The sequence below is a fragment of the Pseudomonas sp. 4CAES_32.4 genome, assembly GCF_058136335.1.
Genome location: NZ_CM176882.1, coordinates 1512208 through 1538857, shown reverse-complemented (window position 1 = coordinate 1538857; position 26650 = coordinate 1512208). Strand labels below are relative to the sequence as shown.

The window sequence follows — 26650 nt, the reverse complement described above, 5'->3', positions numbered from 1 at the left end:
ATCCGCATATAAACGCTATAGCAAAGGCGCCACCGCCGGCTCTTGGCGCGGCCACGCATCCAGCACGGCCTTGAACAGCGTCGCCAGCGGGATTGCAAAGAACACGCCCCAGAATCCCCACAACCCGCCAAACAACAGCACCGCGCAGATGATTGCCACCGGGTGCAGGTTGACGGCTTCCGAGAACAGCAGCGGCACCAGCACGTTGCCATCCAGTGTCTGGATGATCCCGTAGACCGCCATCAGATAGATGAACTGATCACTCCAGCCCCACTGGAACAGTGCAATCAGCAGCACCGGTACGGTCACCACCACAGCCCCGACATACGGTACCACCACCGACACGCCGACCAGCAATGCGAGCAGCGCCGCGTAGTTGAGCCCGAGCGCAACAAAGGCGATGTAGGTCACGCCGCCACAAATCACGATTTCAATGACTTTGCCGCGAATGTAATTGGCGATCTGCCGGTTCATTTCCTGCGCGACACGGGTGATTAGCGCACGTTCACGCGGCAGATAACCGCGCACCCATTCGCCGATCATCAGCCGATCCTTGAGGAAAAAGAACACCAGAATCGGTACCAACACCAGATAGATCATGATGTTCACCAGTAGCGGCAGACTCGACAGCGAAAACGTCAGCGCCCACTGGCCGAACTTGCCAATCTCGCCACGCGCCGCCTCGATGGCTTGCAGCACTTGCTCGTCAGAGACCAGATGCGGATAGCGCTCCGGCAGCAATAACAGCAGCGACTGCCACTTGGCGAGCATGCCCGGCAGTTCGTTGAACAGCGTAATCAATTGATGCCAAAGCAACGGCACGACCACGACGATGAACACCATCAGCACGCCCATGAACAGCGCAAACACCAGTCCCACCGCTGCTCCGCCCGGCACGCGCAGGCGCTCAAGGGTGACGACCAATCCTTGCATCAGGTACGCCAGCACCATCCCTGCCAGCACCGGCGCGAGCATGCCGCCAAGAGTCAAAACGGCGGTAAAGGCGAGAAACAGCAGCACTGCCAGCACCACGGCTTCTTCATCGGAGAAGTAGCGCTGAATCCAGTCGCGTAACACTTTGAACATCAATATTCCTTAGGTTTTCAACGCTGCAGGTTTCAGGCTTTTTTCAACCAGTAACGGTAAATGCCCGCCTCGTCTTCTTCGCGCAGCAGCGTATGACCGGCCAATTTAGCGAAGGTGCGAAAGTCGCGTTGCGAGCCGGCATCGGTGGCAATCACCTTGAGCACCGCGCCGCTTTGGAGTTTGTTCAGCTCCATTTTTGCCTTGAGCAATGGCAACGGACAATTCAGGCCACTGGCGTCCAGTTCAACGTCATGGGCTACAGCGTCAGTCATTGCGTCACTCCGGTTGTGGTCGTCGAGCTGCCTAGAATATCTGGTCGCAAGCCCGGTGTCCGGCTACAGTAAGGTCTTTGTCTTCTAAGGCTTTGTGCATGACTTTTCTGCGCCCTACCCTGCTGACGCTCGCTTGCCTGCTCGCCTCACCGGGCTTTGCCGACGATCTGCCGTCACTTGGCGACGCCAGTTCTGCCATTGTCTCGCCGCAACAGGAATATCAGCTCGGTCGAGCCTGGCTGGCGATGTTGCGCAGCCAGGTCTCACAACTCAATGATCCGCAGCTCAAGGACTATGTCGAGTCCAGCGTTTACAAACTGGTAGAGACCAGCCAGGTCACCGACCGACGCCTTGAATTCATTCTGATCAACAGCCCGCAGCTCAACGCCTTCGCAGCACCGGGCGGGGTGGTCGGGGTCAACGGCGGCCTGTTCCTCAACGCGCAGACCGAGGGCGAATACGCTTCGGTACTGGCGCACGAATTGGCGCACTTGTCGCAACGCCACTTTGCTCGTGGCGTAGAGGCTTCGCAGCGCATGCAGGTGCCGATGATGGCCGCACTGCTGGCCGGGATCGTCATTGCGGCGGCCGGTGGCGGTGACGCCGGGATTGCAGCCATCGCCGGCACACAAGCAGCGGCTATACAGGCACAACGCACGTTCTCGCGCCAGAACGAACAAGAAGCCGACCGCATCGGCATCCTCAATCTGGAAAAGGCCGGTTACGACCCCCGATCGATGCCGACCATGTTCGAGCGTTTGATGCGTCAATATCGTTTCGACGCCAAGCCGCCGGAATTCCTACTGACTCACCCGGTGACCGAATCGCGTATTGCCGACACCCGCAACCGCGCCGAGCAAGCCAAACCGGGCGGTATCGAAGACTCCAAGCGCTATCAGCTGATCCGCGCACGTGTGCAACTGATCTACGAAGAAACCCCGGGCCTGGGCGCCAAGCGCTTCCGTGCACAACTGGATGAAAACCCGAAGAATGACGTGGCGCGTTACGGATTGGCGATTGCGCAGATCAAGGGCGGACAGTTGAATGAGGCTCGCGAAAACCTCAAGCAATTGCTGGCGACGTCGCCGAACGAAATCATCTACAACCTGGCGCAGGTCGATCTCGACATCACCAACAATCGCCTGCCGGATGCACAATCGCGGGTTGACCGGATGCTCACGCAGTATCCCGGCAACTATCCGCTGAATCAGGTGCGCGTCGATCTGTTGCTCAAACAGAATCGCGCCCCCGATGCCGAGAAGGCGCTGGAAGGTTTGCTCAAATCACGCCCGGATGATCCGGACGTCTGGTATCAGGTCGCCGAGACTCGCGGCTTGTCGGGCAATATCATCGGTTTGCACCAGGCGCGCGCCGAATACTTTGCGCTGGTTGGCGATTACCGCCAGGCCATCCAGCAACTCGATTTTGCCAAGCGCAGGGCTGGCAGCAACTTCCCGCTGTCCTCGCGGATCGATGCCCGTCAGCGTGAGCTGATGGAGCAGGAACGCATGATCAAAGACATGATGGGCTAAGTTTTTATTGGTGCTGCAAAAGCTTCAGGCATAAAAAAACCGCCTCTTCCGAGGCGGTTTCTTTTTACCCTGCCGCTGGATTATTCAGCCAGTTTGAAGGTGATGAAGCTGGCACGACCTTGACGCAGTACACGCATCGACACAGAACGGTTCTTCGGCAGGGCCTTGGCGATTTCACCGAACTCCTTGGCAGAGCCGATGGCCTGATTGTTCAGGTGCGTGATGACGTCACCCGGCTGCAGACCAATCAGGGCAGCAGGACCATCCTGCACTTCCTTGATCACCACACCACCTTTGAGGTCGTAGGTTTTCTTCTGCTCGGAGGTCAACTCGCCCACCGAAACACCGAGACGATTACTGGTGCTTTCCGCGCCGGACTTCGGTAGTGCATCCAGCTCTTTGTCTTCATCCGGAATCGAGCCAACCGTCAGCTCGACGTTCTTGCGCTTGCCTTCACGAATCACTTCCAGATTGGCTTTGGCGCCAGCCTTGAGTGCGCCGACCAGATGCGGCAGGTCAGCAGACATAACGATCGGCTGGCCGTTCATGCTCAGAATCACGTCGCCGACTTGCAGACCGCCCTTGGCAGCAGGGCCGTCGTCCTGAATCTGCGCCACCAGCGCACCGGCTGGTTTGTCCAGACCAAACGACTCGGCCAGATCCTTGTTCACTTCCTGGATCACCACGCCCAGCCAGCCACGGCTGACTTTGCCGCCGCTTTTCAGCTGATTGGATACGTCCATCGCCACGTCGATCGGGATCGCGAACGACACGCCCATGAAGCCACCGGAACGGGTGTAGATCTGCGAGTTGATGCCGACCACTTCACCGTTCAGGTTGAACAGCGGGCCACCGGAGTTGCCCGGGTTGATCGGTACGTCAGTCTGAATGAACGGAACATAGTTTTCGTTCGGCAGGCTACGACCGACGGCACTGACGATGCCTTGGGTCACGGTGTGGTCAAAGCCAAATGGCGAACCGATCGCCACAACCCACTGGCCGGCTTTCAGATCCTGGGATTTGCCCAGTTTGAGCACCGGCAGATCCTTGCCTTCGATTTTCAGCAGCGCGACGTCGGAACGTGGATCAGTGCCGATCAGTTTGGCTTTCATTTCACTGCGATCAGCCAGACGCACGAGGATTTCGTCGGCATCGGCAATCACATGGTTGTTGGTGAGGATGTAACCGTCCGGGGAAATGATGAAGCCCGAACCCAGCGACTGCGCTTCACGCTGACGATCACCGCGCGGCGAACGCTGTTGAGGCGGCATGCCACGCTCGAAGAATTCACGCAGCATCGGCGGCAAGCCTTCGAGATCAGGCATCTGCTGGTTAACTTTGCGATCCGGCAGCTTCTGCGTGGTACTGATGTTCACAACCGCTGGTGAGGCTTGTTCGACCAGTTGGGTGAAATCAGGCAGATCGGCCGCTTGCGCAGCAGGAATCGCCTGACCGAGCAGCAGCACAGTGGCGAAAATGGAAAGATAAGACTTCAAGCTAGGTATCGACATACAGCTCCCGTTACGACGAGCAGGGTTAAGCGATATGGAGCAAGGAACACCGGAAACCACCCACCGGCATTTTTGTTCCGGGAACAACAAACAAGGCCAGAGCCGTGAGGCTCTGACCTATAAAAAATTTTCGGAGTATTTGCAAATGAAAATGCTCAGCAAACATTTCATCTACGTCTCGAATAAGAAGTGGAAATGACTGAAATCAGCTCACTGCTTGCTGGTTGCAGCGCCATCATTGTTGCGCATCGACAAGGCAATTCGCTCGGCGGTACCGATCGGAATTTCGCCGACTACGGTCACCATCATTTCACCTTGCGGCGTGGTCAGACGACGTGAAACAGCGACGGTCGGACCCAACTGCGTCCGCGTATCGGTAACGGTTGCCCCATTCAGCGGCTCCAGGAAAACCGAGAAACGTGCCAGACCATCGTCGTACATCAGGCTGTTAACCTGAGTTTTGGTTTCAGGGTCTTTGTGCGAAGTGCTGCTGGTCAGCTCGAAACCCGGAGGCAGCCAGTCCGAATGCCAGACCTGAGCAGTCTTCACCGCAGAAGCCTTGTCGCTATCAAGCGTAATCGGCTTGCAGTCAGCGTCGGCGAGCAGATCCTTGTCGGAAGGAACTTCATCGGTGTCGAGGCTGGTGAACTGGAAACGTTCGAGCAACTGCCCTTTGTCGTTCAACAGCAACGACTTCAAGGGCAGACCGGTCTGTTTGTCCAGATGCAGCTCAAAACCATACCGATGCTGGTCACGCGGCGTAAGCGACACAATGACCGCATCACGCCCAGCCACACGCGACTTGCCAATGACGGCAAGCTCATACCAATTTTTCAGCTTTTGGGGATCGAGAGGACGAGCGGCAGAGTTGGGAGAATCCCCCAGCCCGGCAATCAGAGTGCCGCTGACGCATTGAGTATGCCCATCAATGCGCACGACTTCCTGTGCCGAACCGTCGAGCTGGAGTAAACGCTCGCGGACTTCGCCATTCTGGACACGATGCCAGATGTTATGGGTAGAGAAACTACCATTACGCTCGTAAACGAAGGTGCCGTGGAAGCTTTGCTGCTGCTCGGCCTGGCCCAGACGGATCAACCAGTCCTGGGCCTCGTCGGCGTGGGCTGGAACAATGAACCAGCCACTAAGCAGAAGCGAAAGTAGAGGTATGGCGCGCATGATCCTCCTTAGCGGTTTTCCAGGCTTGCTGCACGTGCGTATGGCAGCGCGCTTTCAGTACCTTTCAGTGCAGCCTGTTGAGCATGTTGGCGCAAGTAGCCCGGCAGACGCTGATCGTGCCAGCCTGGTTGACCTTGCAGTACGCCGTTGGCCATAGGGCCAGTGGCTTCCGAACTCTCACTATAGCCTGCCAGAACAGCCGGGCCTTTGACTTGTGGGGTGGCCAAAGTAGGCTGATTGGTTTGCTGAGCCAGTTCAACACCAGCGATCTCATCCTGGTTGTACAGGCGGACACCGGCCAGAACAGCAACAGTCACCGAAGCTGCAACAGCCAGACGGCCAAGGTTACGCCATGGGCTGCGCGATACTTTGGCCGGAGCCGTTTCGTCTTCCAGTGCAGCAGACACTGCCGCAGCGATATCCAGACGTGGCAGCAGCAGATCCTTGTGCATGGCTGCCCGAGCGATCTGGTAACGAGCCCAGGTCTCACGGGTATCAACATCATCCAGTGCGCTAAGCACTCGACGCAATTCCAGTTCGTCCGCTTCGTTATCCATCACTGCGGACAGCGATTCCTGCAGGGCTTCACGACTCATGGCGTTCCTCTCTTGGCTGTCGCCGCTGTCTCAGTTTTCCTGCAACAACGGCTGCAGGGCTTTATCGATGGCCTCCCGAGCGCGGAAAATCCGGGAGCGCACGGTACCCACCGGACACTGCATGACGCTCGCAATGTCCTCGTAACTCAGACCATCGAATTCACGTAAAGTTAACGCCGTACGCAAATCCTCTGGCAGTTGCTGGATGGTTCGATGGACGGTGCCTTCGATCTCATCCCGCAGCAATGCACGTTCTGGTGATTCGAGATCCTTGAGGCCGTGATCGCCATCGTAGAACTCTGCATCTTCGGAACTTACATCACTGTCCGGCGGCCGACGGCCGCGGGAAACCAGGTAATTCTTTGCCGTGTTAATGGCAATACGGTACAGCCACGTATAAAACGCACTGTCGCCGCGAAAGTTTCCAAGTGCTCGATACGCCTTGATAAAGGCTTCCTGAGCCACGTCCTGGGCTTCATGGGTGTCGTGCACAAAACGCACGATCAACCCGAGAATCTTGTGCTGATACTTCAGCACCAACAGATCGAAAGCTCGCTTGTCGCCGCGTTGAACGCGCTCGACCAGCTGCTGATCCTCTTCCTGGGTTAGCATGAACACTCCTCGATAAGCCCGGAGGAGACTTGCATAACTAAACGACCAGACTTGCAAACATAGACTCGGGCTTTTCGCAAAAGTTCTCCCCCTCCAAGCAAGTTTCCTGCGGGCTCTGATTTGGCACGCACGAAAAACGCAGCGCGGGATAAACCGGCTGCGCGAATAATCTTGTTATCGGTTTCGCCGGCAGGAACCCAACCACAGATTCCGCACTGAAGCCGACACTGTCCCTTGTTTCTGGCACGACCTATTGATCTTGGGCCTTTGGCAAAAGTTCCAAATATTTATAGCCGTACCTCACCGACATTGGGCGACACCGTGCAGAAAAACCCTGTTTCAACCGCGATACAGTGCTCTTCTCCCTGAACGGGCGAAAAAACCTTCCGACGAATCACCCGGTTTTTTCCGTCACAGTAGTTTCACAATGCCATATGTGGTCGGCTATTGTGCCGCCCCACCCCTCTATATACTAGTGGGCTGTGTGGCTGTCTTGACGCCGATCCAGCTGTCTTGCGCCACCCCCGACCCGGGTCGCTTTGAGCGGAATCCTGTAATGAGCCAACAATTCCAACATGATGTTCTGGTCATAGGCAGCGGTGCTGCCGGTTTGAGTCTCGCGCTGACCCTGCCAGGTCATTTGCGCATTGCCGTATTGAGCAAGGGCGATCTCGCCAACGGTTCGACCTTTTGGGCCCAGGGTGGCGTCGCTGCCGTGCTGGATGATACCGACACTGTCGAATCCCACGTCGATGACACCCTCAATGCCGGCGGTGGCCTGTGCCATGAAGACGCCGTGCGCTTCACCGTCGAGCACAGCCGCGAAGCCATCCAGTGGTTGATCGACCAAGGCGTGCCGTTCACTCGCGACGAACAGTCCGGCACTGAAGACGGCGGCTTCGAATTCCATCTGACCCGCGAGGGCGGACACAGCCATCGGCGCATCATCCACGCTGCCGATGCCACCGGCGCGGCCATTTTCAAAACCTTGCTCGCCCAGGCCAAAGAGCGTTCGAACATCGAACTGCTGGAACAGCGGGTCGCCGTTGACCTGATTACCGAAAGACGTCTGGGACTCGAGGGCGACCGCTGCCTCGGCGCTTACGTGCTCAATCGCAAAACCGGCGAAGTCGACACCTATGGCGCGCGCTTCGTGATTCTCGCGTCGGGCGGTGCAGCCAAGGTCTACCTCTATACCAGCAATCCGGACGGTGCTTGCGGCGACGGCATCGCCATGGCCTGGCGTTCCGGCTGCCGGGTGGCGAACCTGGAATTCAACCAGTTCCACCCCACTTGCCTCTATCACCCGCAAGCAAAAAGTTTCCTGATTACTGAAGCCCTGCGCGGCGAAGGCGCTCATTTGAAGCTGCCCAATGGCGAGCGCTTCATGTATCGCTTCGACAAGCGCGCCGAACTGGCACCGCGCGACATCGTCGCCCGCGCCATCGACCATGAAATGAAGCGCCTGGGCGTTGACTGCGTTTACCTCGACATCAGCCACATGCCCGAGGAATTCATCAAGTCTCACTTCCCGACAGTGTATGAGCGCTGCCTCGGCTTCGGCATCGATATCACCAAGCAACCGATTCCGGTCGTACCGGCGGCGCATTACACCTGCGGCGGCGTCATGGTCGATCAGCACGGTCGCACCGACGTGCCGGGCTTGTACGCGATCGGCGAAACCAGTTTCACCGGCCTGCACGGCGCCAACCGCATGGCCAGCAACTCCCTGCTGGAATGCTTCGTTTACGCGCGTTCGGCCGCCGCCGACATTCTCGCCCAACTCGATGTTATTACCGCGCCCAACGCACTGCCCGTCTGGGATGCCAGCCAGGTCACCGACTCCGACGAAGACGTGATCATTGCGCACAACTGGGATGAACTGCGTCGTTTCATGTGGGATTACGTCGGCATCGTGCGCACCAACAAACGTTTGCAGCGGGCTCAACACCGCGTGCGTTTGCTGCTGGACGAAATCGACGAGTTCTACAGCAACTATAAAGTCAGCCGTGACCTGATCGAGCTGCGCAACCTCGCTCAGGTCGCGGAACTGATGATCAATTCAGCGATGGAACGCAAGGAAAGTCGCGGCCTGCATTTCACCCTCGACTATCCGGACATGCTGCCCGAGGCGCTCGACACTATTCTGGTGCCGCCCACCTACGTCGGCTGAACTTGAGCCGCACTCGCAGGCGTCGATGCACATCGGCGACCTGCGAATCTCGCGGCACGCAGATCGACCTGACTCGCCACTCCCCGCGCAAACGGAAGCGCAACACTACGATCAACGGCAGCGCCAGGCTGTCTGGCCTCAATTGCACGGCTTGCCAGCCATTGGCTTGATTCCACAACTGCCAGCCATCGGCATCGCGGCGCAATCCACAAAAAGCCTTGGGGTGTATCAGCAGAATCTGCCGAGGCATCACCCAAAGCCCATGAAGCAGACAGGCAAAAGCCCCGAGCAGGCTGGCCCAGAGTGGAATCGAAAGCAGAAAAAGCGCACCCAATGCGAACGCCTGGGCCAACAAATACGCCGCCAGCAACTGCCGTGAGGCATGCCAGCGGCATTCGAACGTATTACTTGGGCTGGACACGGTCCAGGATCATGCGAACCATGCGCTGCAGTTCCGGATCTTCAGACTCGCTGCGCTCCATGAACCAACCGAACATGTCCTGATCCTCGCACGTCAGCAGACGCACATACAGATCGCGATCCACCTGGTTCAACGTCGCGTACACCTCCTGCACGAACGGCACCAGCAACACGTCAAGCTCAAGCATGCCGCGACGGCTGTGCCAAAAGAGGCGATTCAGTTCAACTTGTTCGACCATGGAGCCCTCCTCAAATTTGGCGGCAAGTATACAGCCCCCGGGCGGGGCGAACAGTCGGCTTTGGTCGGGCACCTTCGATCCTTTATCAACTACCCATTTCAACCCTGCCCCCTTATGATGTGCCCCAGTCTATTTACCCTGCGATGACCCATGGCCGATTCTGCTTTTTTCTGCACCCTGTCTCATGAAGGCGTTCTCGCGGTTCGCGGCGCGGATGCCGGAAAATTCCTGCAAGGCCAGTTGACCTGCAACCTCAATTACCTCAGCGACAGCCGCGCCAGCCTTGGCGCTCGTTGCACGCAAAAAGGCCGGATGCAGTCGAGTTTCCGCATTTTGCTCGAAGGTGACGGCGTGGTGCTGGCGATGGCCAGCGAGTTGCTGGAACCACAATTGGCGGACCTGAAAAAATACGCGGTGTTCTCCAAATCGAAACTGACCGACGAAAGCGCTGCCTGGGTGCGCTTTGGTCTGGTGCAAGGCGATGCCGCCCTGAGCTGCCTCGGCCTGGACCTGCCGGTCGATACCGACAGCGTCGTGCGCCATGAAGGTCTGATCGCCATTCGTGTCTCGCCGGATCGCGCCGAACTCTGGGTGCCTGCCGATCAGGCTGACGCCATCAAATCCACACTCGCCGTGACACTGCCGGAAGGCGAACTGAACCAATGGCTGCTGGGCCAGATCCGCGCCGGTATCGGCCAGGTCATGCCGAGCACCCGCGAGCTGTTCATTCCGCAGATGCTCAACCTGCAAGCCGTCGGCGGCGTGAGTTTCAAGAAAGGTTGCTACACCGGCCAGGAAATCGTCGCGCGCATGCAGTACCTCGGCAAACTCAAGCGTCGCCTGTATCGCCTGAGCCTCGACGCGACTGATTTGCCAGAGCCGGGCACGCAATTGTTTGCACCCAGCCACAACAGTTCGATCGGTGAAGTGGTACTGGCCGCCAAGGCCGGACAAAACATTGAACTCCTGGCGGTGCTGCAGGCCGAAGCTGCCGAAGCGGGCGATCTGCACCTGGGCACCCTTGAAGGGCCTGCGTTGCAACTGCTCGATTTGCCCTACGAACTGGATCGCGACCGCGAAATCCAGCGTTGATCGCAGCCTTGTTGCAACACCCTAGAGAGTCCAAATGAGCGAACTGGCGGAAAAAGTCCAACAGGATTTGGTTGAGGCCATCGATAACGATGACCTGGTTCTGCCAACGTTGCCCGAAGTGGCCCTGCAAATTCGCAAGGCCGCTGAGGACCCGGAAATCAGCGTCAGCGACCTGAGCAAAGTCATCGGCCGCGACACGGCGCTGTCGGCGCGCCTGATCAAAGTGGTCAACAGCCCTCTGCTGCGTGCCGCCCAGGAAGTGACTGACCTGCACACCGCTATCACCCGGCTGGGCATCAACTACAGCAGCAACCTGGCGATCGGTCTGGTGATGGAGCAGATTTTCCACGCCCGCTCCGACGTGGTTGAGCAGAAGATGCGCGAAGTCTGGCGCAGCAGCCTGGAAATCGCCGGGGTCAGCTACGCGCTATGCCGCCGTTACACGCAACTCAAACCCGATCAAGCGGCGCTCGGTGGTCTGGTGCATCAAATCGGTGTGCTGCCGATTCTGACGTACGCCGAAGACCACTACGAACTGCTCTCCGATCCGGTCAGCCTCAACCATGTGATCGAGCACATTCATCCGTTGCTCGGCGACAAATTGCTGCGGGTCTGGGAATTTCCCGAGCGACTGGTGGAGTTGCCGGGGCGGTATCAGGACTTCAAGCGCGACTCGACGAGCATCGATTACGTCGATCTGGTGCAAGTGGCGAGCCTGTATTGCCACAAAGGCACGGATCATCCTTTTGCGCGGATCGATCCGCTGAGTGTGCCGGCGTTCAGGAAGCTTGGGATCGACCCGGAGAACAAGGCGTTGTGTGCGGATCTGGAAGAATCCCGGTCGATGTTCTACTGATCCAAGACTCAAGTGCTGCAATCGCTAGCAGGGCTAGCTCCCACAATGAAATGCATTCCCCTGTGGGAACACAGCTGATTCACACATTGAAATGCATTCCCCAAGTGGGAGCGAGCCTGCTCGCGAAGAGGCCATCACAGACGCCGCAATCACCCAGCAATAAAACTCACCCGCACCTTCAACCCCGCCTGCTCGCCATCATGCAAAGTGATCTGCGCCAGATGCGCCCGGCAAATTTCACCGACAATCGCCAAGCCCAGTCCAGACCCTGCCACCTGCTGATTGCGTCGGTAGAACCGCTCGAATACCCGGTCGCGCTCTTCCAGCGGAATCCCCGGCCCGTCGTCTTCAACCTCAAGCACCGCCGGCGCCGTCACGCGCAAAATCACATTGCCGCCCGGCGGGGTGTGCGCCAATGCGTTGTCCACCAGGTTGCTGAGCAATTCGTTGAGCAACGTCGGCTCGCCGCGCAGCCACACTGGCTCGTCTGCCTCCAGCGCCAACGCGACACCGCGCTTGTGCGCCAGTGGCGCCATGGCCATGCCCAGTTCCCGCGCCAACTGGCTCAGGTCCAGTAATTGCGCGCCGCCCTCGGCAATCGCCCGCGCGCCGTTTTCGACACGCGCCAGCGACAGTAACTGGTTGGCCAGATGGGTCAGGCGATCCGTGCTCTGTGCCGAGGACTCCAGCGTCGAGCGCCAGATCTGCGGATCATTCGAGCGCAGACCGAGTTCAAGCCGCGCCTTGAGCGCCGCCAACGGAGTGCGCAACTCATGGGCCGCGTCGGCAATAAACTGCGCCTGCCGTTCAAACTGGCCACGCAAACGCTCGGTGAAATGGTTGAGCCCGCGCACCAGCGGCCACAGCTCATGCTGCACTTCGACCAATGGCAGCGGGCGCAAGTCGTCGGGCTGACGCTCTTCCACCGCTGTGCGCAAGCGCTCCAACGGTCGCAACGCGGCGCTGACCGCAAACCACACCAGCAACAATGCACCAATCGCCAACATGCCCAAACGCAGCAAGGTATCGGCCGCCAGACTGCGCGCCATGCTCACCCGCGCCTCGTCGGTTTCGGCGACGCGGATTTCCGCCATGCCATTCATATTCGGCTCTGACACTGCTTTGAGCAGACTGACGACGCGCACGTTCTGCCCCTTGTAAGTGGCGTTGTAAAAACGCGCCAACGCCGGATAACTGTCGGTGCGCGGCGTGCCGGGCGGCGGGCCGGGGAGGTTTTCGTAGCCGGAAATCAACTTCTGATGGATGTCGTTGACCTGGTAGTAAATCCGCCCGGCGCTGTCGTAGGCGAAGGTATCCAGAGCAACGTAAGGCACGTCGGCGCTGAGGCTGCCATCACGTTGCGACAGGCCCGCAGCGATGGTCCGCGCCGAGGCCAGCAAGGTGCGGTCATACGCCGTGTCGGCGGCTTCGCGCCCGTTCCAGTAAGCACTCAAACCACTGGCGAGCATCAATACCACCAGCAGCAATGCAAGGTTCCACAGCAAGCGCCAGCGCAGGCTGCTGGGCTTATGCATCGCGGCTTTCCAGCAGATAGCCGAGACCACGGAAGGTCACGATCGCCACCGGTTGACCGTCGAGTTTCTTGCGCAAACGGTGCACGTAAATTTCGATGGCGTCGGGGCTGGCTTCTTCGTCGAGGCCGAACACTTGCGCCGCCAGTTGCTCCTTGCTCATCACCCGGCCCGGACGAGCGATCAGCGCTTCCAGCACGGCTTGTTCGCGTGAGGTCAGCGTCAGTAATTCTTCGCCGAGGGTGAAGCGCCGGGTGTCGAGGTCGTAGGCGAGTACGCCACAGCGCTGCTGGCGTTCGCCGCCGAGCACACTGCGTCGCAGCAAGGCTTTGACCCGCGCTTCCAGTTCCGTCAGTTCGAAGGGTTTGGCGAGGTAATCGTCGGCACCGAGATTGAGGCCATGGACGCGATCTTTCACATCACTGCGCGCGGTCAACATCAGCACCGGCAGATTTTTCCCACGTGCGCGCAAACGCGCCAGCACCTCGAAACCGTCCATGCGCGGCAGGCCGACATCGAGGATCGCCACGGCGTATTCCTCGCTGCTCAATGCCAGATCGGCGGCCACGCCATCGTGCAACACATCCACGGTCAGACCGGTGCTCTTGAGCGCCTGGGCGACGCTTTCGGCCAGTTGCAGATGGTCTTCGACGAGCAGAACACGCATGGATTTTTACCTCGTTCAGGGATGGCCGACGCCACGCTTTGCCGCGGAGTTTACAGCCGCAACCGCCGCTGTGAAGCCCGAAAACCGTGAAAGTCAGCTGAAAGGTTAGTGAAAGGTTAGCCGGTTAGAGTCGGCCCACGGACAGTCCAAACTGCCGTCGCTGCTGCCACACAGCGCTACGAAAAACGCCCCGAAGCGTTTTCGACCAATAAGAACAATAAACGGAGTACACCCGCATGCCGTCCATGCAGCCTCAGGCGTCCACGCCTGTTCGCCCTTCCCGTTTCAGCCACACCGCCCTCGCCAGTGCCGCCGCCCTTGCCGGTTTTTCGCCGCTGAGTTTTGCCGACTTCATTGAAGACAGCAGCGCCACCTTCGAAACCCGCAACATGTATTTCAACCGCGACTTTCGCGATGGCACCAGCGCTCAGCAATCCAAGCGTGACGAATGGGCCCAGGGCTTCATGCTCAATCTGCAATCGGGCTACACCGATGGCACCGTGGGGTTCGGTGTCGATGCTTTAGGCATGCTCGGCGTCAAACTCGATTCGAGCCCGGACCGCACCGGCACCGGCCTGCTGCCGACCCACGACGATGGGCGCGCGGCGGATGAGTACTCGAAAGTCGGCCTGACCGGCAAAGTAAAAATCTCCGCCACCGAACTTAAAATCGGCAGCCTGATTCCTGAACTGCCGATCCTCAAACCGAACGACGGGCGCATCCTGCCGCAGACCTTTGAAGGCGGCTTGCTGACCTCCAAGGAAATCAAGAACCTGACGTTCACCGGTGGTCGACTGGAGAAAGCCAAGGATCGCGACAGCACCGATTTCGAGGACATCGCCCTCAACAACAAGAACAGCCGCTTTGCTGGCACCGCTGCTGGCAAGCACTTCGATTTTGGCGGCGTCGACTACAAGTTCACCGACAAGATCACCGGCAGTTACCACTTCGCGCAACTCGACGAAGTCTACAACCAGCACTTCTTCGGTCTGGTGGCCTCGCGTCCAATGGGCCCGGGCACCTTCGCCACCGACCTGCGCTTTGCCGTCAGTGATGATCAGGGCGCGGCCCGCGGCGGCGAGATCGACAACCGCTCGCTCAACGGTCTGGTCAGCTACGCGCTGAGCGGCCACAAGTTCAGCGCCGGTTACCAGCACATGTCCGGCGACAGCGCCTTCCCGTATGTCGATGGCAGCGACCCGTATCTGGTTAACTTCGTGCAAATCAACGACTTCGCCGGCGCCGAAGAGCGCTCCTGGCAGGCGCGCTACGACTTTGACTTCGCCAAGCTCGGCATTCCTGGCCTGAGCTTCATGAGCCGCTACTTGAGCGGTGACAACATCAAGCTCAAGAACGGCGAAGAAGGCAAAGAGTGGGAGCGCAACACCGAGATCAAATATGTAGTACAAAGCGGCGCCTTGAAGGATGTCGCCGTGCGTTTGCGTAATGCCACTTACCGCTCCAACTACTCGGCTCGCGATGCAGACGAAGTGCGTTTGCTGGTGAGCTACAGCGTCGCTCTCTGGTAGAGCCTGTTGGTAAACAACACGTCGAATAACAACAATGCCCGTGGAGACTGAAATGAACTTATCACTGCGTAAAATGGCACTCGCCGCCAGTTGTGTCCTGTTTGCCGGCCAACTAATGGCCGAACCGAAACGTCCGGAATGTATCGCTCCAGCATCGCCGGGCGGTGGTTTCGACCTGACCTGCAAACTGGTGCAGAGCGCACTGGTCAACGAGAAACTGCTGACCAAACCGATGCGCGTCACTTACATGCCCGGCGGCGTCGGCGCAGTGGCGTACAACGCCGTAGTCGCTCAGCGTCCTGCCGATGCGGGCACGCTGGTGGCGTGGTCGAGCGGTTCGCTGTTGAACCTGGCCCAAGGCAAGTTCGGTCGTTTCGATGAAACCAACGTGCGTTGGTTGGCTGCGGTCGGCACCAGCTACGGCGCCATCGCGGTGAAAAGCGATTCGCCCTACAAGACCCTCGACGATCTCGTTCAGGCGCTGAAGAAAGATCCAAGCTCGGTGGTGATCGGGTCCGGCGGCACCGTCGGCAGCCAGGACTGGATGCAAACCGCCCTGATCGCCAAGGCTGCGGGGATCAACCCGCGCGACCTGCGCTACGTCGCTCTCGAAGGTGGCGGCGAAATCGCGACCGCCCTGCTCGGTGGCCACATCCAGGTCGGCAGTACTGACATCTCCGACTCCATGCCGCACATCCAGAGCGGTGACATGCGCCTGCTCGCGGTGTTCGCCGACAAGCGTCTCGACGAGCCGGAAATGAAAGACATCCCGACCGCGCGCGAGCAAGGCTACGACATCGTCTGGCCGGTGGTGCGCGGCTTCTACCTGGGGCCAAAAGTCAGCGACGAAGATTACGCCTGGTGGAAAGACTCGTTCGACAAACTGCTGGCCTCGCCGGAGTTCGCCAAGCTGCGCGATCAGCGTGAACTGTTCCCGTTCGCCATGACCGGCCCGGAACTCGACACCTACGTGAAGAAGCAGGTCGCGGACTACAAAGTGCTGGCCAAAGAGTTCGGCCTGATCCAGTGATCGTCTCTGTCTAGTGGCTGCGTTCCCGGTTGCGGGGACGCGGCACAGGAGCTCCCATGCTTATTCAACGCATTTTCGCCTCAGTGCTGTTGCTGGTTTGTATCGGCCTGGCACTGATGGCGTGGCCGTACCAAGCGGCTTTTTCCTACGAACCGGTCGGCCCGCGTGCCTTTCCCCTGTTGATGCTTGCCCTGATGGGCGCGGCACTGCTGTACATGGTGTTCCGCCCGGCAGCGATCAAACACAGTGATGACGAGCCGCCACTGGACCGCGAAACCCTGACCAAGATCGGCATCTGCGTGGTGCTGTTGCTGGTGTTCGCCGGCACCTTCGAACCCCTTGGTTTCATCGTCGCCAGCATTCTCACCGGCGTACCGATGGCTCGCCTCTATGGTGGCCGCTGGTTGCCGAGCGTGGTGATCATCAGCCTGATGGCCATCGGTCTTTACCTGTTGTTCGACCGTGTGATGGACGTTCCGCTGCCTCTCGGCCTGCTCAGCGTTCTGGAGAACTGATATGGATACTCTTGGCTATTTGGGTCAGGGTTTCGGCGTCGCGCTGAGCCCGTACAACTTGGTGACCGCGCTGTGCGGCACGCTGATCGGCACCGTCGTCGGCCTGCTCCCGGGCCTGGGCCCGATCAACGGCGTGGCGTTGCTGATCCCGATCGCATTCGCCCTCGGCCTGCCGCCGGAGTCGGCGCTGATCCTGCTGGCAGCGGTATATCTGGGCTGCGAATACGGCGGCCGGATCAGTTCGATCCTGCTGAACATTCCGGGCGAAGCGTCCACCGTGATGACCACCCTCGACGGCTACCCGATGGCCCGCAAAGGCCTGGCCGGTGTCGCGCTGTCGCTGTCGGCATGGAGTTCGTTCATCGGCGCGTTTATCGCCACCTGCGGCATGGTCTTGTTTGCTCCGCTGCTGGCGAAATGGGCGATTGCCTTCGGCCCTGCGGAATACTTCGTGTTGATGGTGTTTGCGATTGTCTGTCTCGGCGGCATGGCTGGTGATCGTCCGTTGAAAACCTTCATCGCGGCGCTGATCGGTCTGTTCCTCTCGACCGTCGGCATCGACGCCAACAGCGGTGTTTATCGCTTCACCGGCGACAACATTCACCTGACTGACGGGATTCAATTCGTCGTGCTGGTGCTGGGCCTGTTCTCCATCAGCGAAATCCTCCTGCTGCTGGAAAAAACCCACCACGGCCAGGAAGCGGTGAAAGCCACCGGTCGCATGATGTTCAACTTCAAGGAAGCGGCGTCGGTGTTCGTCGTCAACGTCCGTTGCGGCGTGTGGGCTTCATCATGGGCGTGTTGCCGGGTGCCGGCGCGACCCTCGCCAGCGCCGTGGCCTACATGACCGAGAAGCGCATCGCCGGTGCCAGCGGCAAGTTCGGTGAAGGTGACCCCCGTGGCCTCGCCGCGCCGGAAACCGCCATCGGTGGCGCAGCCTGTGGCGCACTGGTGCCGATGCTGACCCTGGGCGTACCGGGTTCGGGCACCACCGCGGTGATGATCGGCGCCCTGTCGCTGTACAACATCACGCCGGGCCCGCTGCTGTTTCAGCAACAACCGGACATCGTCTGGGGCCTGATCGCGTCGTTGTTCATTGCCAACGTGATGTTGGTGATTCTCAACATCCCGATGATCCGCGTGTTTACCCGCATCCTTGCCGTGCCGAACTGGGCACTGGTGCCAGTCATCGCGATCATTACCGGTATCGGCGTTTACGCGGTGCACGCCACCACGTTCGACCTGTTCCTGATGATCGGCATCGGCATCTTCGGTTACATCCTGCGCAAGCTGGACTTCCCGCTGTCGCCGCTGCTGCTGGGCTTCATCCTCGGCGGTCTGATGGAGCAGAACCTGCGTCGCGCCCTGTCGATCTCCAACGGTGCACTGGAAATCCTCTGGTCGAGCCCGATCACTTTCGGTGTCTGGGTGCTGACCGCGATCATGCTGTTGATGCCGATCATCCGCATCTGGCGTAAACGTTCGGCTGCGCAACGCGCCATCGCCGATGTTTGATCGCGCCTCACTGAAGTCCTGGTGGGGAACCCCGCTGGTCGGTCTGCTTGGCGGTTACCTCGCCAGCCAGATCGGCTGGCCACTGCCGTGGATGGTCGGCTCGTTGCTGGCGATCATCCTCGTGCGCTGCCTGACCCCATGGCAACTCACCGAAATCCCTGGCGGCCGCAAGTGCGGCCAGTGGATCGTCGGCATCGGCATCGGCCTGCATTTCACTCCGGTGGTGATGGAGCAGGTGCTCAGTCATTTCGGCTTGATCTTCTTCGGTGCGCTGGTCACCAGTCTGTCGGCGGTGGTCGGCGTGTGGTTGATGCGCCGTACCGGCGAGGATCGCGCCACCGCATTTTTCTCGAGCATGCCCGGCGGTTCCGGCGAGATGGTCAACCTCGGCGCGCGTAATGGCGCGATGCTCAGCCACGTTGCGGCGGGGCAGAGTTTGCGCGTGCTGGTGGTGGTGCTGTGTGTGCCGGCGGCGTTCAAGTATTTGCTCGGTGATGGCAACCCGATTGCTCATGCGGGCAGCGTCGATTGGCGCTGGCTGGCGATACTGTTTCCGGCGGGCGGTTTGCTTGCGTGGCTCTGGCAACGGCTGCGCCAACCGAATCCGTGGCTGTTCGGCCCGTTGTTGGTAAGTGCGGCGGTCAGCATCGGCTGGGATCTGCACATCGGTTTGCCCAATGGCGGCAGCCAGATTGGTCAGTGGTTGATTGGTAGCGGTTTGGGCTGTCACTTCAACCGACAGTTCTTCCGCCGCGCGCCTTCCTTTATGGGACGGACGTTGATCGGCACGGCGTTGACCATGTTGATCGCCTCACTGGCGGCGTTGGGTTTGAGCGCGCTGACCCATCTGGATCTGCGTTCACTGACGCTGGGCATGATGCCTGGCGGGATTGCCGAGATGAGCCTGACGGCGGAGACGCTGCAATTGTCAGTGCCGCTGGTGACGGCGATGCAGGTGATGCGGTTGTTGTTCGTGCTGTTTCTGGCTGAGCCGTTGTTCAAGTACTGGAATCGTAATCCCGAATAAAACCGAGTTGCCCCCATCGCGAGCAGGCTCACTCCTACAGGGGAACACATTCCAACTGTAGGAGTGAGCTTGTTCGCGATGCTTTTCAAATCGGCGGAAGACGCCACTCAATCGGCGTCTCGCCATTCTGCTCAAGAAACTTGTTCGTCCGGCCAAAGTGCCCGCAACCCAAGAACCCGCGATACGCTGACAGCGGCGACGGATGCACCGACGTCAGCACCAGATGTTTGGTCGCGTCGATCAGCTTCTGCTTGCTCTGCGCATGCGCGCCCCAGAGCATGAACACCAAGTGCGGCTGCCGTTCGCTGACCAGCTCAATGATCCGATCAGTAAAGAACTGCCAGCCCTTGTCCTTGTGCGCATTGGCGTTCGCGCGCTCGACGGTCATCGTGGTGTTGATCATCAACACGCCCTGATCGGCCCAGCTCTGCAGGTAGCCGTGATTAGGAATATCGATGTTCAGGTCGCGCTTCAACTCTTTATAGATGTTGACCAGCGATGGCGGCGCCGGCACGCCCGGTTGCACCGAGAAACACAAGCCATGGGCCTGACCCGGGCCGTGATACGGATCCTGACCGAGGATCACCACCTTCACTTTATCCAGCGGCGTCGAGTTCAGCGCATTGAAAATCATCGGTCCCGGCGGATAGATTTCCTTGCCGGCCGCCCGCTCCTGCTGCAGAAACTGGCGCAACTCTGCCATGTAAGGCTGGTCGAACTCAGCACGCAGTGCCTCCTTCCAGCTCGGTTCGAGTTTGATACGGTCGTCAGCAGTCATGGTCATACCCGGCAAAAACAATGGGGCGAACCCTAGGAAAGCCGGCCACGCTTGTCAATTGATCTGACGCAGATCCGGCACTTTCCCCCACAACGATCATACTGATCGTTCAAATTCCCGATCGAGGTCACGATGAATCTGCACTTCGAAGAACTCACCGGCACCGACGGCGCCCGCATCGGTATCGCCAGCCTGGATGCTGAAAAGTCGCTGAACGCGCTGTCTTTGCCGATGATCAACGCCCTCAGCGACAAACTCGACAGCTGGGCCAAGGATCCACAAATCGTCTGCGTGCTGCTGCGCGGCAACGGCGCCAAGGCCTTCTGCGCCGGTGGCGAAGTGCGCAGCCTGGTCGAGGCCTGCCGCGCCCACCCCGGAGAAGTACCGCCACTGGCCGCGCAATTTTTCAGCGCGGAATATCGACTGGATTACAGCCTGCACACCTATCCAAAACCGCTGATCTGCTGGGGCCACGGTTACGTGCTCGGCGGCGGCATGGGCCTGCTGCAAGGCGCGAGCACGCGGATCGTGACGCCGAGCAGCCGCCTGGCCATGCCGGAGATCACCATTGGTCTGTATCCCGACGTCGGCGCCAGTTGGTTTCTCGCCCGGCTGCCGGGCAAGCTTGGCTTGTTTCTGGGCCTGACCGGCGCGCACATGAATGGCCGTGATGCCATCGATCTGGATCTGGCCGACCGCTTCCTGCTCGACGAACAGCAGCCGCAACTGATCGAGGGCCTGCTGCAGCTCAATTGGCAGGAACAAACCGACGTGCAACTCAACAGCCTGCTGAAGGCGTTGCAGCAGGAAGCCGTTGCACAAATGCCCGAAGCACAGTGGCTGCCGCGCCGTCAGCAGATCGATGAACTGCTCGACGTCAGCGACGTCACCTGCGCCTGGAAAGCCATCAGCCTGCAGCGCGACAGCAGCGACCCGCTGATCGCCCGCGCGGCGAAAACCATGAGCGAAGGCTCGCCATTGACCGCGCATCTGGTCTGGGAACAGATCATCCGCGCCCGACACATGTCCTTGGCCGAAGTCTTTCAAATGGAATACACCCTGAGCCTCAATTGCTGCCGACACCCGGAGTTCAGCGAAGGGGTTCGCGCGCGATTGATCGACAAGGATCAGAAGCCGCACTGGCACTGGCCGGACATCAGTAGCGTGCCGGAGGCGGTGGTCGAGGCGCATTTCCACAAGGTCTGGGAGGGGCGGCATCCGTTGGCGGATTTGACGCAGTATTGAGTTCCCGTCGATGCCCGCGATGGCCGATTTCCGAGGGCTATTGCGGGCAGGCGTCTCGATTGTGTCTAGACGTTCAAATCGTAAAATTTCACTATTTCCGCCAGTGCTTGCAACGCCTCTTCGTCATTCCTTGCCAAGATATCCTCAACATCACGAAGCGGAGGAAGAGGATGCAGAAGACCCAAGAGTTCGCTCGCTGAATAGTCACGTACAGACTTTCCGGCTTCGTGGACTCTTATATAACCGATAGCAGCATCGCCGCCTGAGAAATGATTGGAAACCCGGATCTTCGGCGCCATGCCGTAACCCACAACGACGACAAGGTCGTCGTTTTCGCGGTGAAATTTAAGGTTATCAATAGACAATCCAGAGGTGGAGAAGTCGACTCCATCAGTACCCCCTCCGGCATTCACCACCACATCTCTGCCGAGACCGTCATACCTGTAAATGTCATTACCAGCACCACCGGACAACGTGTCGTTTCCTGCGCCACCGACCAGAACGTCATCACCAACATTGCCTGTCAGCAAATCATCACCCTGCATGCCTCGAATCTCTCCAGACCCACTCAGTGTGTCATTGCCATGCCCTCCAACCAGCGGGAGAGTTTGTCCCTCACGAATGGATTTGAAGTGAGTCGAGTTATTAACAATTACACCTTGATGGTAGGTATCTGGGGCCGCTCCTAACTGACCCAATTCCATAAGCTGCTTCAAACTTATGTCCGATCCATCGGCAAACTTTACAGTCTCAATACCCGAACCGACCGGATCACCGACATGAGGCATCACAATCCGAACCTGTTGTGACCCACCCCATTTGATATCGAGTGTTGAGTACAGCATTTTTGCCCGAGGGGGCCGGCGATAGGCATCGCGAGGCGGGTTCGGTGCCAACTCAACATTGACTGCTTCAATCAGGGCCGCTCCCCAACTCAACTGCAGTTGATCACGCTTGGCTTCCTCCGGAAGGACGATGGTGTCCTGATCCAGCACTCCGTATTCGTCACTCCATCCGGTAACGCCCACTTCAGGTCGTAGAAAAACAGGGTTCAATACGTCCGCAATAATGGTCGTTGCGCCAGCATGCGATTGCACGATGTAAGTATCGGCACCGTCCTCACCGTAAAGCCAATCTTCCCCTGCACCAGCGATCAGGTAATCCGCGCCTTCAGAACCAAGCAACGTATCGTTACCTGCCCCGGCAGATAGCAGGCCGCCCAGTGTTCTGCCCGCCACTGCGCCATAATCGAGCGGCGAACCGGCGTAGGCGACGACCACATCATCCCCTGCACCTCCCAGAAAAAGGTTTCCGACTTCGACATTTACTCGCCCACCATCATCGTTATGTGATTACGAACCCAGACACCCTTATCATTCAAAATAAAACCTCCTGCGCGCCTGCTCGCCGAACGCTTTTCTTTTATTTGCGCAAGAAACTTACTTGTCCAATCATTGCGATTGTCGGAGCCGGAACCACCGTTTTCGTCAGGAACATTACCGGTTGAAGGAACCTGAAAGACAGCCGTGCTGCTTACTGTATTTCTGTCTTTATTTACGTCTTCATTTACGTCTTTATTTTCTTCGATCAGCACCAAATTCATTACCGGCGGATCAATCACTTCTATCGGAGGTTTTGTTTTCTTGATGATGTCTTGATAGCCGAGAGTCCCCCCATCGCTGAAGCTGAAAGTCGAACCCAGCCAGTTTTCATGGCTTCGGAGCAGCACCGCATCACCCGATCCGTTTGACAGCCGCAACGCCGTCCCCGCGCTAGTTTCAATGATGTCCGCTTTCAGATTTGCTGCAGAGAATCCTGCCCCGAACCTGATGATATTCTTGCCCCCCTGATCGCTAATGACATCAAGTCCGTCACCGAGGCCAAAGCAGTAGATATCATCGCCGGCTTGGCTTTCGAGCAGGTCATTACCGCTACCGCCTTCAAAGACGTTATTACCTGAATCGCCGCGGAGATAATCCATTCCCTCCCCGCCAATCAACGTGTCGTCGCCACCTCCTCCTTGCAATGTGTCGTTGCCTGAGCCGCCATCCATATAGTCTGGGCCGTGATCCGCTTCGGCGTTTTTTTCGTAGTCCCCGACCAACACGTCATCATTCGCGCCCCCGTAAAGTGTGTCGGCGCCCGAACCGCCCCAAAGCGTATCGTTGCCTCCATCGCCCTGAAGGTAGTCATCATTGACCCCGCCCGATTGCAAGTCAGCAATATCACCATCAAGCGCATCTGCCCCGGGCCCGCCGATGAGCGTGTCCGAGCCCCCCATCCCTCTGAGCGTGTCATTTCCCACGCCGCCATCCAGAAAGTCATCCCCGTGATAAAGAACAGGATGGCTGGGATAATCACCGCTCAGGTCATCGTGACCAGCACCACCCAACAACACATCATCAGCACCACCGCCCCAGAGCGTGTCATCTCCCGCGCCACCATCCAGCAAATCACGCCCGAAAAAATGAGCGGCTTCACCGGAACCGCCGTCCAGCAAGTCATCGTCACCTTTCAGGTCATCGTTGCCGGGACCGCCATACAACGCATCGCTACCACCGTTGCCGGCAAGACGATCATCGCCTTTGCCGCCATTCAGTACATCGTCGCCATGGTGTTTGCTCTGGAGTCCAAAACTTTTGCTGTCGAGATTGTCGCCAGACAATGTGTCGTTGCCATCCCCGCCTGATAGCGTGTCATTTCCTTCCTCACCCCACAAAAGATCATCTTCGGTTCCACCGTCCAGTAGATCATCGCCCCAGCCACCATTGAGGACGTCCCGGCCACCTTGGCCATAAAGAACATCGTTATCGCCCTCCGATGAAGCATCCAGAGAGGCTTTGGAAAAGACGGTACTGTGAAGACTGACGCCGCCTACAAGACTTTCACCATGCTTGAAACTCCAATCCTGCTCGACCACTCCAGTCGAGTTATCACCATATAAAACATCGTCTCCTGCTCCGCCAAGCAACGTGTCCCGATTGTTGCCACCGAGCAATACATCTCGGGAAGAAGTGCCTATCAACAAGTCGTCGCCCTGCCCTCCGTCCAGCCAGTCACCACGGCTTGTCTTGCCTTTGGTGGTACCGTCGGCGATGGCCGTTTCAAGCGATACTTGTTTATCCCCGAACAGCCGATCGTCTCCGTCGTTGCCAAATAGCCGATCAGAACCGCCAAGGCCGAGAATGACGTCGTCTTTTGCAGAACCGTGGAGCACGTCGGCCTTATTTCTCTGTTTTACTTTGGGCAATACCAAGACGTTACCCAAATCATCGTACGAAACCTGTTCACCGGGGGTAGCGGGATCGGTGTCTTTGGCTTTCCAGTCGCCTTGCACGATCAGATGAGGAGGTGAAGCGGTTTGCCCTTGATACTCAGGCAGACGAATACCCAGCATCCCTGGCTTGAAATCCTTGATCACAATGAGGTCGCCAGGCCCGTACTTGATGTTCAGCGTAGTTTTATCGAGTTCTTCGATGAGCGTTAACGCCATTGCTTGATCTTCAGTGAACCAGGTATTGCTCAGTGGCGTACCGCGCATGAGCGCAGGGATTGGCAGGCCATTTATCAAGATATGGCCATTGATGCCGGTATCAACAATCTCGTCGATTCCATCACCACTGGAGAACTCGTAGCGATCATCGCCTGCGCCACCGATAAGCGAATCGTTGCCCTTCTCCCCGACCAAAACATCATCGTCCGCCATGCCGTACAGTGCGTCATTGCCGTCGCCTCCGGTTAACGAGTCATTGCCGTGACCACCTTCAATGTTGTCATTACCCGCTAACCCGCTAATCGAGTCATTGCCCTTCCCACCGTGAAGGTGATCGGCGTTCCCCCCGCCACCGAAAGATCGCCCTCCATCATCACCAAATACGACCAACGGGTTTGATACCCCCGTCGCCATTGGCGCCTGTATGCCCGTGGCCAAGTCCGAATATGAGAATTTCTGCAAGGTATTTTCTCCGTAGGAACCATGGGCTCTGGAAATCAGTCGGGCCAACATTTGCGCACGGTCGGCGATCCAATGCTCTGTAATGACACCTTCGCCAGTTTGTGGATCGTGAAGCTCCAATCCCCGCCCCGAGTAACCGTCCGCTCGTTCAATTACTACTTCACTGAGCTGTTTCAGCGAATTTCGCAAAGCTTCGCCAACCGGCGTCGCTTGAGTAGCCACCGATACCCACGCTGAAGCGCTGCCGTATTCCCCAATTGCCTTGGTAATGATGCTTTGTGATTGAGTCGGTGAAAGCGCTGAAAAAAATGCGTAGGCATTAGCGGCAAAGGTTTCGTCAGAGGTGGGCGTCGCGGCAGAATTGCCGTCGTACGTGCGCCTGAACATGTCGAAGAAATCATTCACCCCATACCGCAGAATCAAGTTGACGGTGGGTGACACGGGTGTGCCCTTCACAACATATTGAATCAGCGGGTTGATGTTACTGCTCGCTAGGCCGATGTTGATTTGCTCGGGCACGACTGAAAAAACAGTGCTAACTATGTTGGCACCAAAGTTTTTTATCACTGCTTGCAGACCGACACGATAGGAATCTATCGCGAATAGAATATTTTTATAATCATCGAGCCTGTTTACTTTGGCGAGTTCATGACTCCCTTTGATATCTGAACCTGGATCACCCGCGAATATCAGTCTCCAGGTTTCATACGGAGGTTTTCCGCCGAGCAGACTAAAACCTATGGTTCCGGACCAGCCGGCGTTCTGACTCGAGGCAGTATCTTCTATCCCAGCCTCCTTGCGAAACAATACCTCTCCAATAGCACTAGCATCAATGGCTGCGATTTGGTCAATGGAAGGAACGGTCCAGGGCGGCAGATCAAATTTAACCGAGCCGTTCATCAGGGAGTTCATAAAATTGACTGCGACCTGATTGGACGACTCTTGCATCTTACTTTCGCTGAATACCTTATTTAATCTGAGCTTTCCTTGCCGTAAAGTGTAGGCGCGAATCAATGCAGAGTAAGCGCCCCGCCCACCATTAGCGTCAATCGCGACGTCCAGCCAAAGCTTTGCACTTCGAAGTATATCTGCCGTTTCTTTCTCAAACTCAGTTCCATCTCCGAACTTACCACCAATGATATTGGATAGTACTTGGTATAAACGCGCGCAATGTCTCCCTTCCTTTCCCTCTGCTTTATATTCGAGATCTCTCGCAATAAAACGCATCCCATCGCAAGCGTTTGCAGCTTTAAAAATTTCCGCTTCTCTAAATCGCTAAAAACATAACTCAT

Annotated in this window: 22 protein-coding genes and 1 pseudogene; 10 read left to right on the top strand and 13 right to left on the bottom strand. The window is 58.1% G+C overall.

The window, feature by feature from the left end:
• Positions 1 to 15 precede the first annotated feature (15 nt).
• Together AC3Y64_RS06920 and AC3Y64_RS06915 are read right to left on the bottom strand one after the other, a co-directional pair.
• Positions 16 to 1086: an AI-2E family transporter gene (locus AC3Y64_RS06920; protein WP_489986906.1), complete on the bottom strand. Its 1071-nt coding sequence runs from the start codon at positions 1084 to 1086 to the stop codon at positions 16 to 18.
• A 32-nt stretch (positions 1087 to 1118) separates the two neighbouring features.
• A complete protein-coding gene (locus tag AC3Y64_RS06915; protein ID WP_339453386.1) occupies positions 1119 to 1358 on the bottom strand; it encodes a sulfurtransferase TusA family protein in 240 nt (79 codons plus the stop codon).
• 98 nt (positions 1359 to 1456) lie between these two features.
• On the opposite strand from AC3Y64_RS06915, the gene AC3Y64_RS06910 reads away from it, so the two are divergent.
• The gene (locus tag AC3Y64_RS06910; RefSeq protein ID WP_489986905.1) at positions 1457 to 2890 is read left to right on the top strand and encodes a M48 family metalloprotease; all 1434 of its coding nucleotides are present in this window, start codon (positions 1457 to 1459) and stop codon (positions 2888 to 2890) included.
• Positions 2891 to 2970: 80 nt separating this feature from the next.
• Here the strand turns inward: AC3Y64_RS06910 and AC3Y64_RS06905 are convergent, their stop codons facing one another.
• The 4 genes from AC3Y64_RS06905 to rpoE form a co-directional block, all read right to left on the bottom strand.
• Complete coding sequence (locus AC3Y64_RS06905; protein ID WP_489986904.1) at positions 2971 to 4401, bottom strand: DegQ family serine endoprotease; 1431 nt, start codon at positions 4399 to 4401, stop codon at positions 2971 to 2973.
• A 210-nt stretch (positions 4402 to 4611) separates the two neighbouring features.
• Positions 4612 to 5577, bottom strand: a complete 966-nt coding sequence (locus tag AC3Y64_RS06900; protein WP_489986903.1) for a MucB/RseB C-terminal domain-containing protein — start codon at positions 5575 to 5577, stop codon at positions 4612 to 4614.
• A gap of 8 nt (positions 5578 to 5585) precedes the next feature.
• Entirely contained in the window at positions 5586 to 6173 is a 588-nt protein-coding gene (locus AC3Y64_RS06895; RefSeq protein ID WP_122591684.1) for a sigma-E factor negative regulatory protein, read from the bottom strand.
• Positions 6174 to 6203: 30 nt separating this feature from the next.
• Positions 6204 to 6785, bottom strand: coding sequence for an RNA polymerase sigma factor RpoE/AlgU (rpoE, locus tag AC3Y64_RS06890; protein WP_003172477.1), 582 nt, complete (start codon positions 6783 to 6785; stop codon positions 6204 to 6206).
• A 556-nt stretch (positions 6786 to 7341) separates the two neighbouring features.
• Between rpoE and nadB the strand changes: the two genes are divergently transcribed.
• Entirely contained in the window at positions 7342 to 8958 is a 1617-nt protein-coding gene (gene nadB, locus AC3Y64_RS06885) for an L-aspartate oxidase (RefSeq protein WP_489986902.1), read from the top strand.
• Here nadB and AC3Y64_RS06880 read toward each other — a convergent pair.
• Both AC3Y64_RS06880 and AC3Y64_RS06875 read right to left on the bottom strand, forming a co-directional pair.
• Positions 8927 to 9379, bottom strand: a complete 453-nt coding sequence (locus AC3Y64_RS06880; RefSeq protein WP_489986901.1) for a protein YgfX — start codon at positions 9377 to 9379, stop codon at positions 8927 to 8929. The genes nadB and AC3Y64_RS06880 overlap by 32 nt on opposite strands.
• Entirely contained in the window at positions 9363 to 9617 is a 255-nt protein-coding gene (locus tag AC3Y64_RS06875) for an FAD assembly factor SdhE (protein WP_007911418.1), read from the bottom strand. The genes AC3Y64_RS06880 and AC3Y64_RS06875 overlap by 17 nt, the downstream gene beginning before the upstream one ends.
• Before the next feature lie 150 nt (positions 9618 to 9767).
• Between AC3Y64_RS06875 and ygfZ the strand changes: the two genes are divergently transcribed.
• Positions 9768 to 10709, top strand: coding sequence for a CAF17-like 4Fe-4S cluster assembly/insertion protein YgfZ (ygfZ, locus tag AC3Y64_RS06870; RefSeq protein WP_489986900.1), 942 nt, complete (start codon positions 9768 to 9770; stop codon positions 10707 to 10709).
• 34 nt (positions 10710 to 10743) lie between these two features.
• Entirely contained in the window at positions 10744 to 11565 is an 822-nt protein-coding gene (locus AC3Y64_RS06865) for an HDOD domain-containing protein (protein WP_489986899.1), read from the top strand.
• Between the two features lie 149 nt (positions 11566 to 11714).
• Here the strand turns inward: AC3Y64_RS06865 and AC3Y64_RS06860 are convergent, their stop codons facing one another.
• Together AC3Y64_RS06860 and AC3Y64_RS06855 are read right to left on the bottom strand one after the other, a co-directional pair.
• Complete coding sequence (locus tag AC3Y64_RS06860) at positions 11715 to 13100, bottom strand: sensor histidine kinase (protein WP_489986898.1); 1386 nt, start codon at positions 13098 to 13100, stop codon at positions 11715 to 11717.
• Positions 13093 to 13764, bottom strand: coding sequence for a response regulator (locus tag AC3Y64_RS06855; RefSeq protein WP_007898613.1), 672 nt, complete (start codon positions 13762 to 13764; stop codon positions 13093 to 13095). The genes AC3Y64_RS06860 and AC3Y64_RS06855 overlap by 8 nt, the downstream gene beginning before the upstream one ends.
• Positions 13765 to 14000: 236 nt before the next feature.
• Here AC3Y64_RS06855 and AC3Y64_RS06850 point away from each other — a divergent pair, with 236 nt between their 5' ends.
• The 5 genes and pseudogenes from AC3Y64_RS06850 to AC3Y64_RS06830 all read left to right on the top strand — a co-directional run bounded on the left by AC3Y64_RS06850 (position 14001) and on the right by AC3Y64_RS06830 (position 19380).
• Positions 14001 to 15293 carry an OprD family porin gene (locus tag AC3Y64_RS06850; protein WP_038358338.1) on the top strand — a complete coding sequence of 431 codons (1293 nt, stop codon included), beginning with the start codon at positions 14001 to 14003 and terminating at the stop codon, positions 15291 to 15293.
• A 52-nt stretch (positions 15294 to 15345) separates the two neighbouring features.
• Positions 15346 to 16323 carry a Bug family tripartite tricarboxylate transporter substrate binding protein gene (locus tag AC3Y64_RS06845; protein ID WP_489986897.1) on the top strand — a complete coding sequence of 326 codons (978 nt, stop codon included), beginning with the start codon at positions 15346 to 15348 and terminating at the stop codon, positions 16321 to 16323.
• Between the two features lie 56 nt (positions 16324 to 16379).
• Positions 16380 to 16838 (top strand): tripartite tricarboxylate transporter TctB family protein, encoded by a 459-nt coding sequence (locus AC3Y64_RS06840; RefSeq protein WP_489986896.1) that lies wholly within the window; start codon positions 16380 to 16382, stop codon positions 16836 to 16838.
• 1 nt (position 16839) lies between these two features.
• Positions 16840 to 18353, top strand: a pseudogene (locus AC3Y64_RS06835) (tripartite tricarboxylate transporter permease).
• Positions 18346 to 19380 carry an AbrB family transcriptional regulator gene (locus AC3Y64_RS06830; RefSeq protein WP_489986895.1) on the top strand — a complete coding sequence of 345 codons (1035 nt, stop codon included), beginning with the start codon at positions 18346 to 18348 and terminating at the stop codon, positions 19378 to 19380. Before AC3Y64_RS06835 ends, AC3Y64_RS06830 begins: the two are co-directional and overlap by 8 nt.
• Positions 19381 to 19465: 85 nt before the next feature.
• Here AC3Y64_RS06830 and ung read toward each other — a convergent pair whose 3' ends face one another.
• Complete coding sequence (gene ung / locus AC3Y64_RS06825) at positions 19466 to 20158, bottom strand: uracil-DNA glycosylase (RefSeq protein WP_064119805.1); 693 nt, start codon at positions 20156 to 20158, stop codon at positions 19466 to 19468.
• Between the two features lie 132 nt (positions 20159 to 20290).
• On the opposite strand from ung, the gene dspII reads away from it, so the two are divergent.
• Positions 20291 to 21403 (top strand): enoyl-CoA hydratase/isomerase DspII, encoded by a 1113-nt coding sequence (dspII, locus tag AC3Y64_RS06820; protein WP_489986894.1) that lies wholly within the window; start codon positions 20291 to 20293, stop codon positions 21401 to 21403.
• A gap of 65 nt (positions 21404 to 21468) precedes the next feature.
• Here the strand turns inward: dspII and AC3Y64_RS06815 are convergent, their stop codons facing one another.
• Together AC3Y64_RS06815 and AC3Y64_RS06810 are read right to left on the bottom strand one after the other, a co-directional pair.
• Positions 21469 to 22683, bottom strand: a complete 1215-nt coding sequence (locus tag AC3Y64_RS06815) for a hypothetical protein (RefSeq protein WP_489986893.1) — start codon at positions 22681 to 22683, stop codon at positions 21469 to 21471.
• A gap of 44 nt (positions 22684 to 22727) precedes the next feature.
• The gene (locus AC3Y64_RS06810; RefSeq protein WP_489986892.1) at positions 22728 to 26585 is read right to left on the bottom strand and encodes a calcium-binding protein; all 3858 of its coding nucleotides are present in this window, start codon (positions 26583 to 26585) and stop codon (positions 22728 to 22730) included.
• Positions 26586 to 26650: the final 65 nt, after the last annotated feature.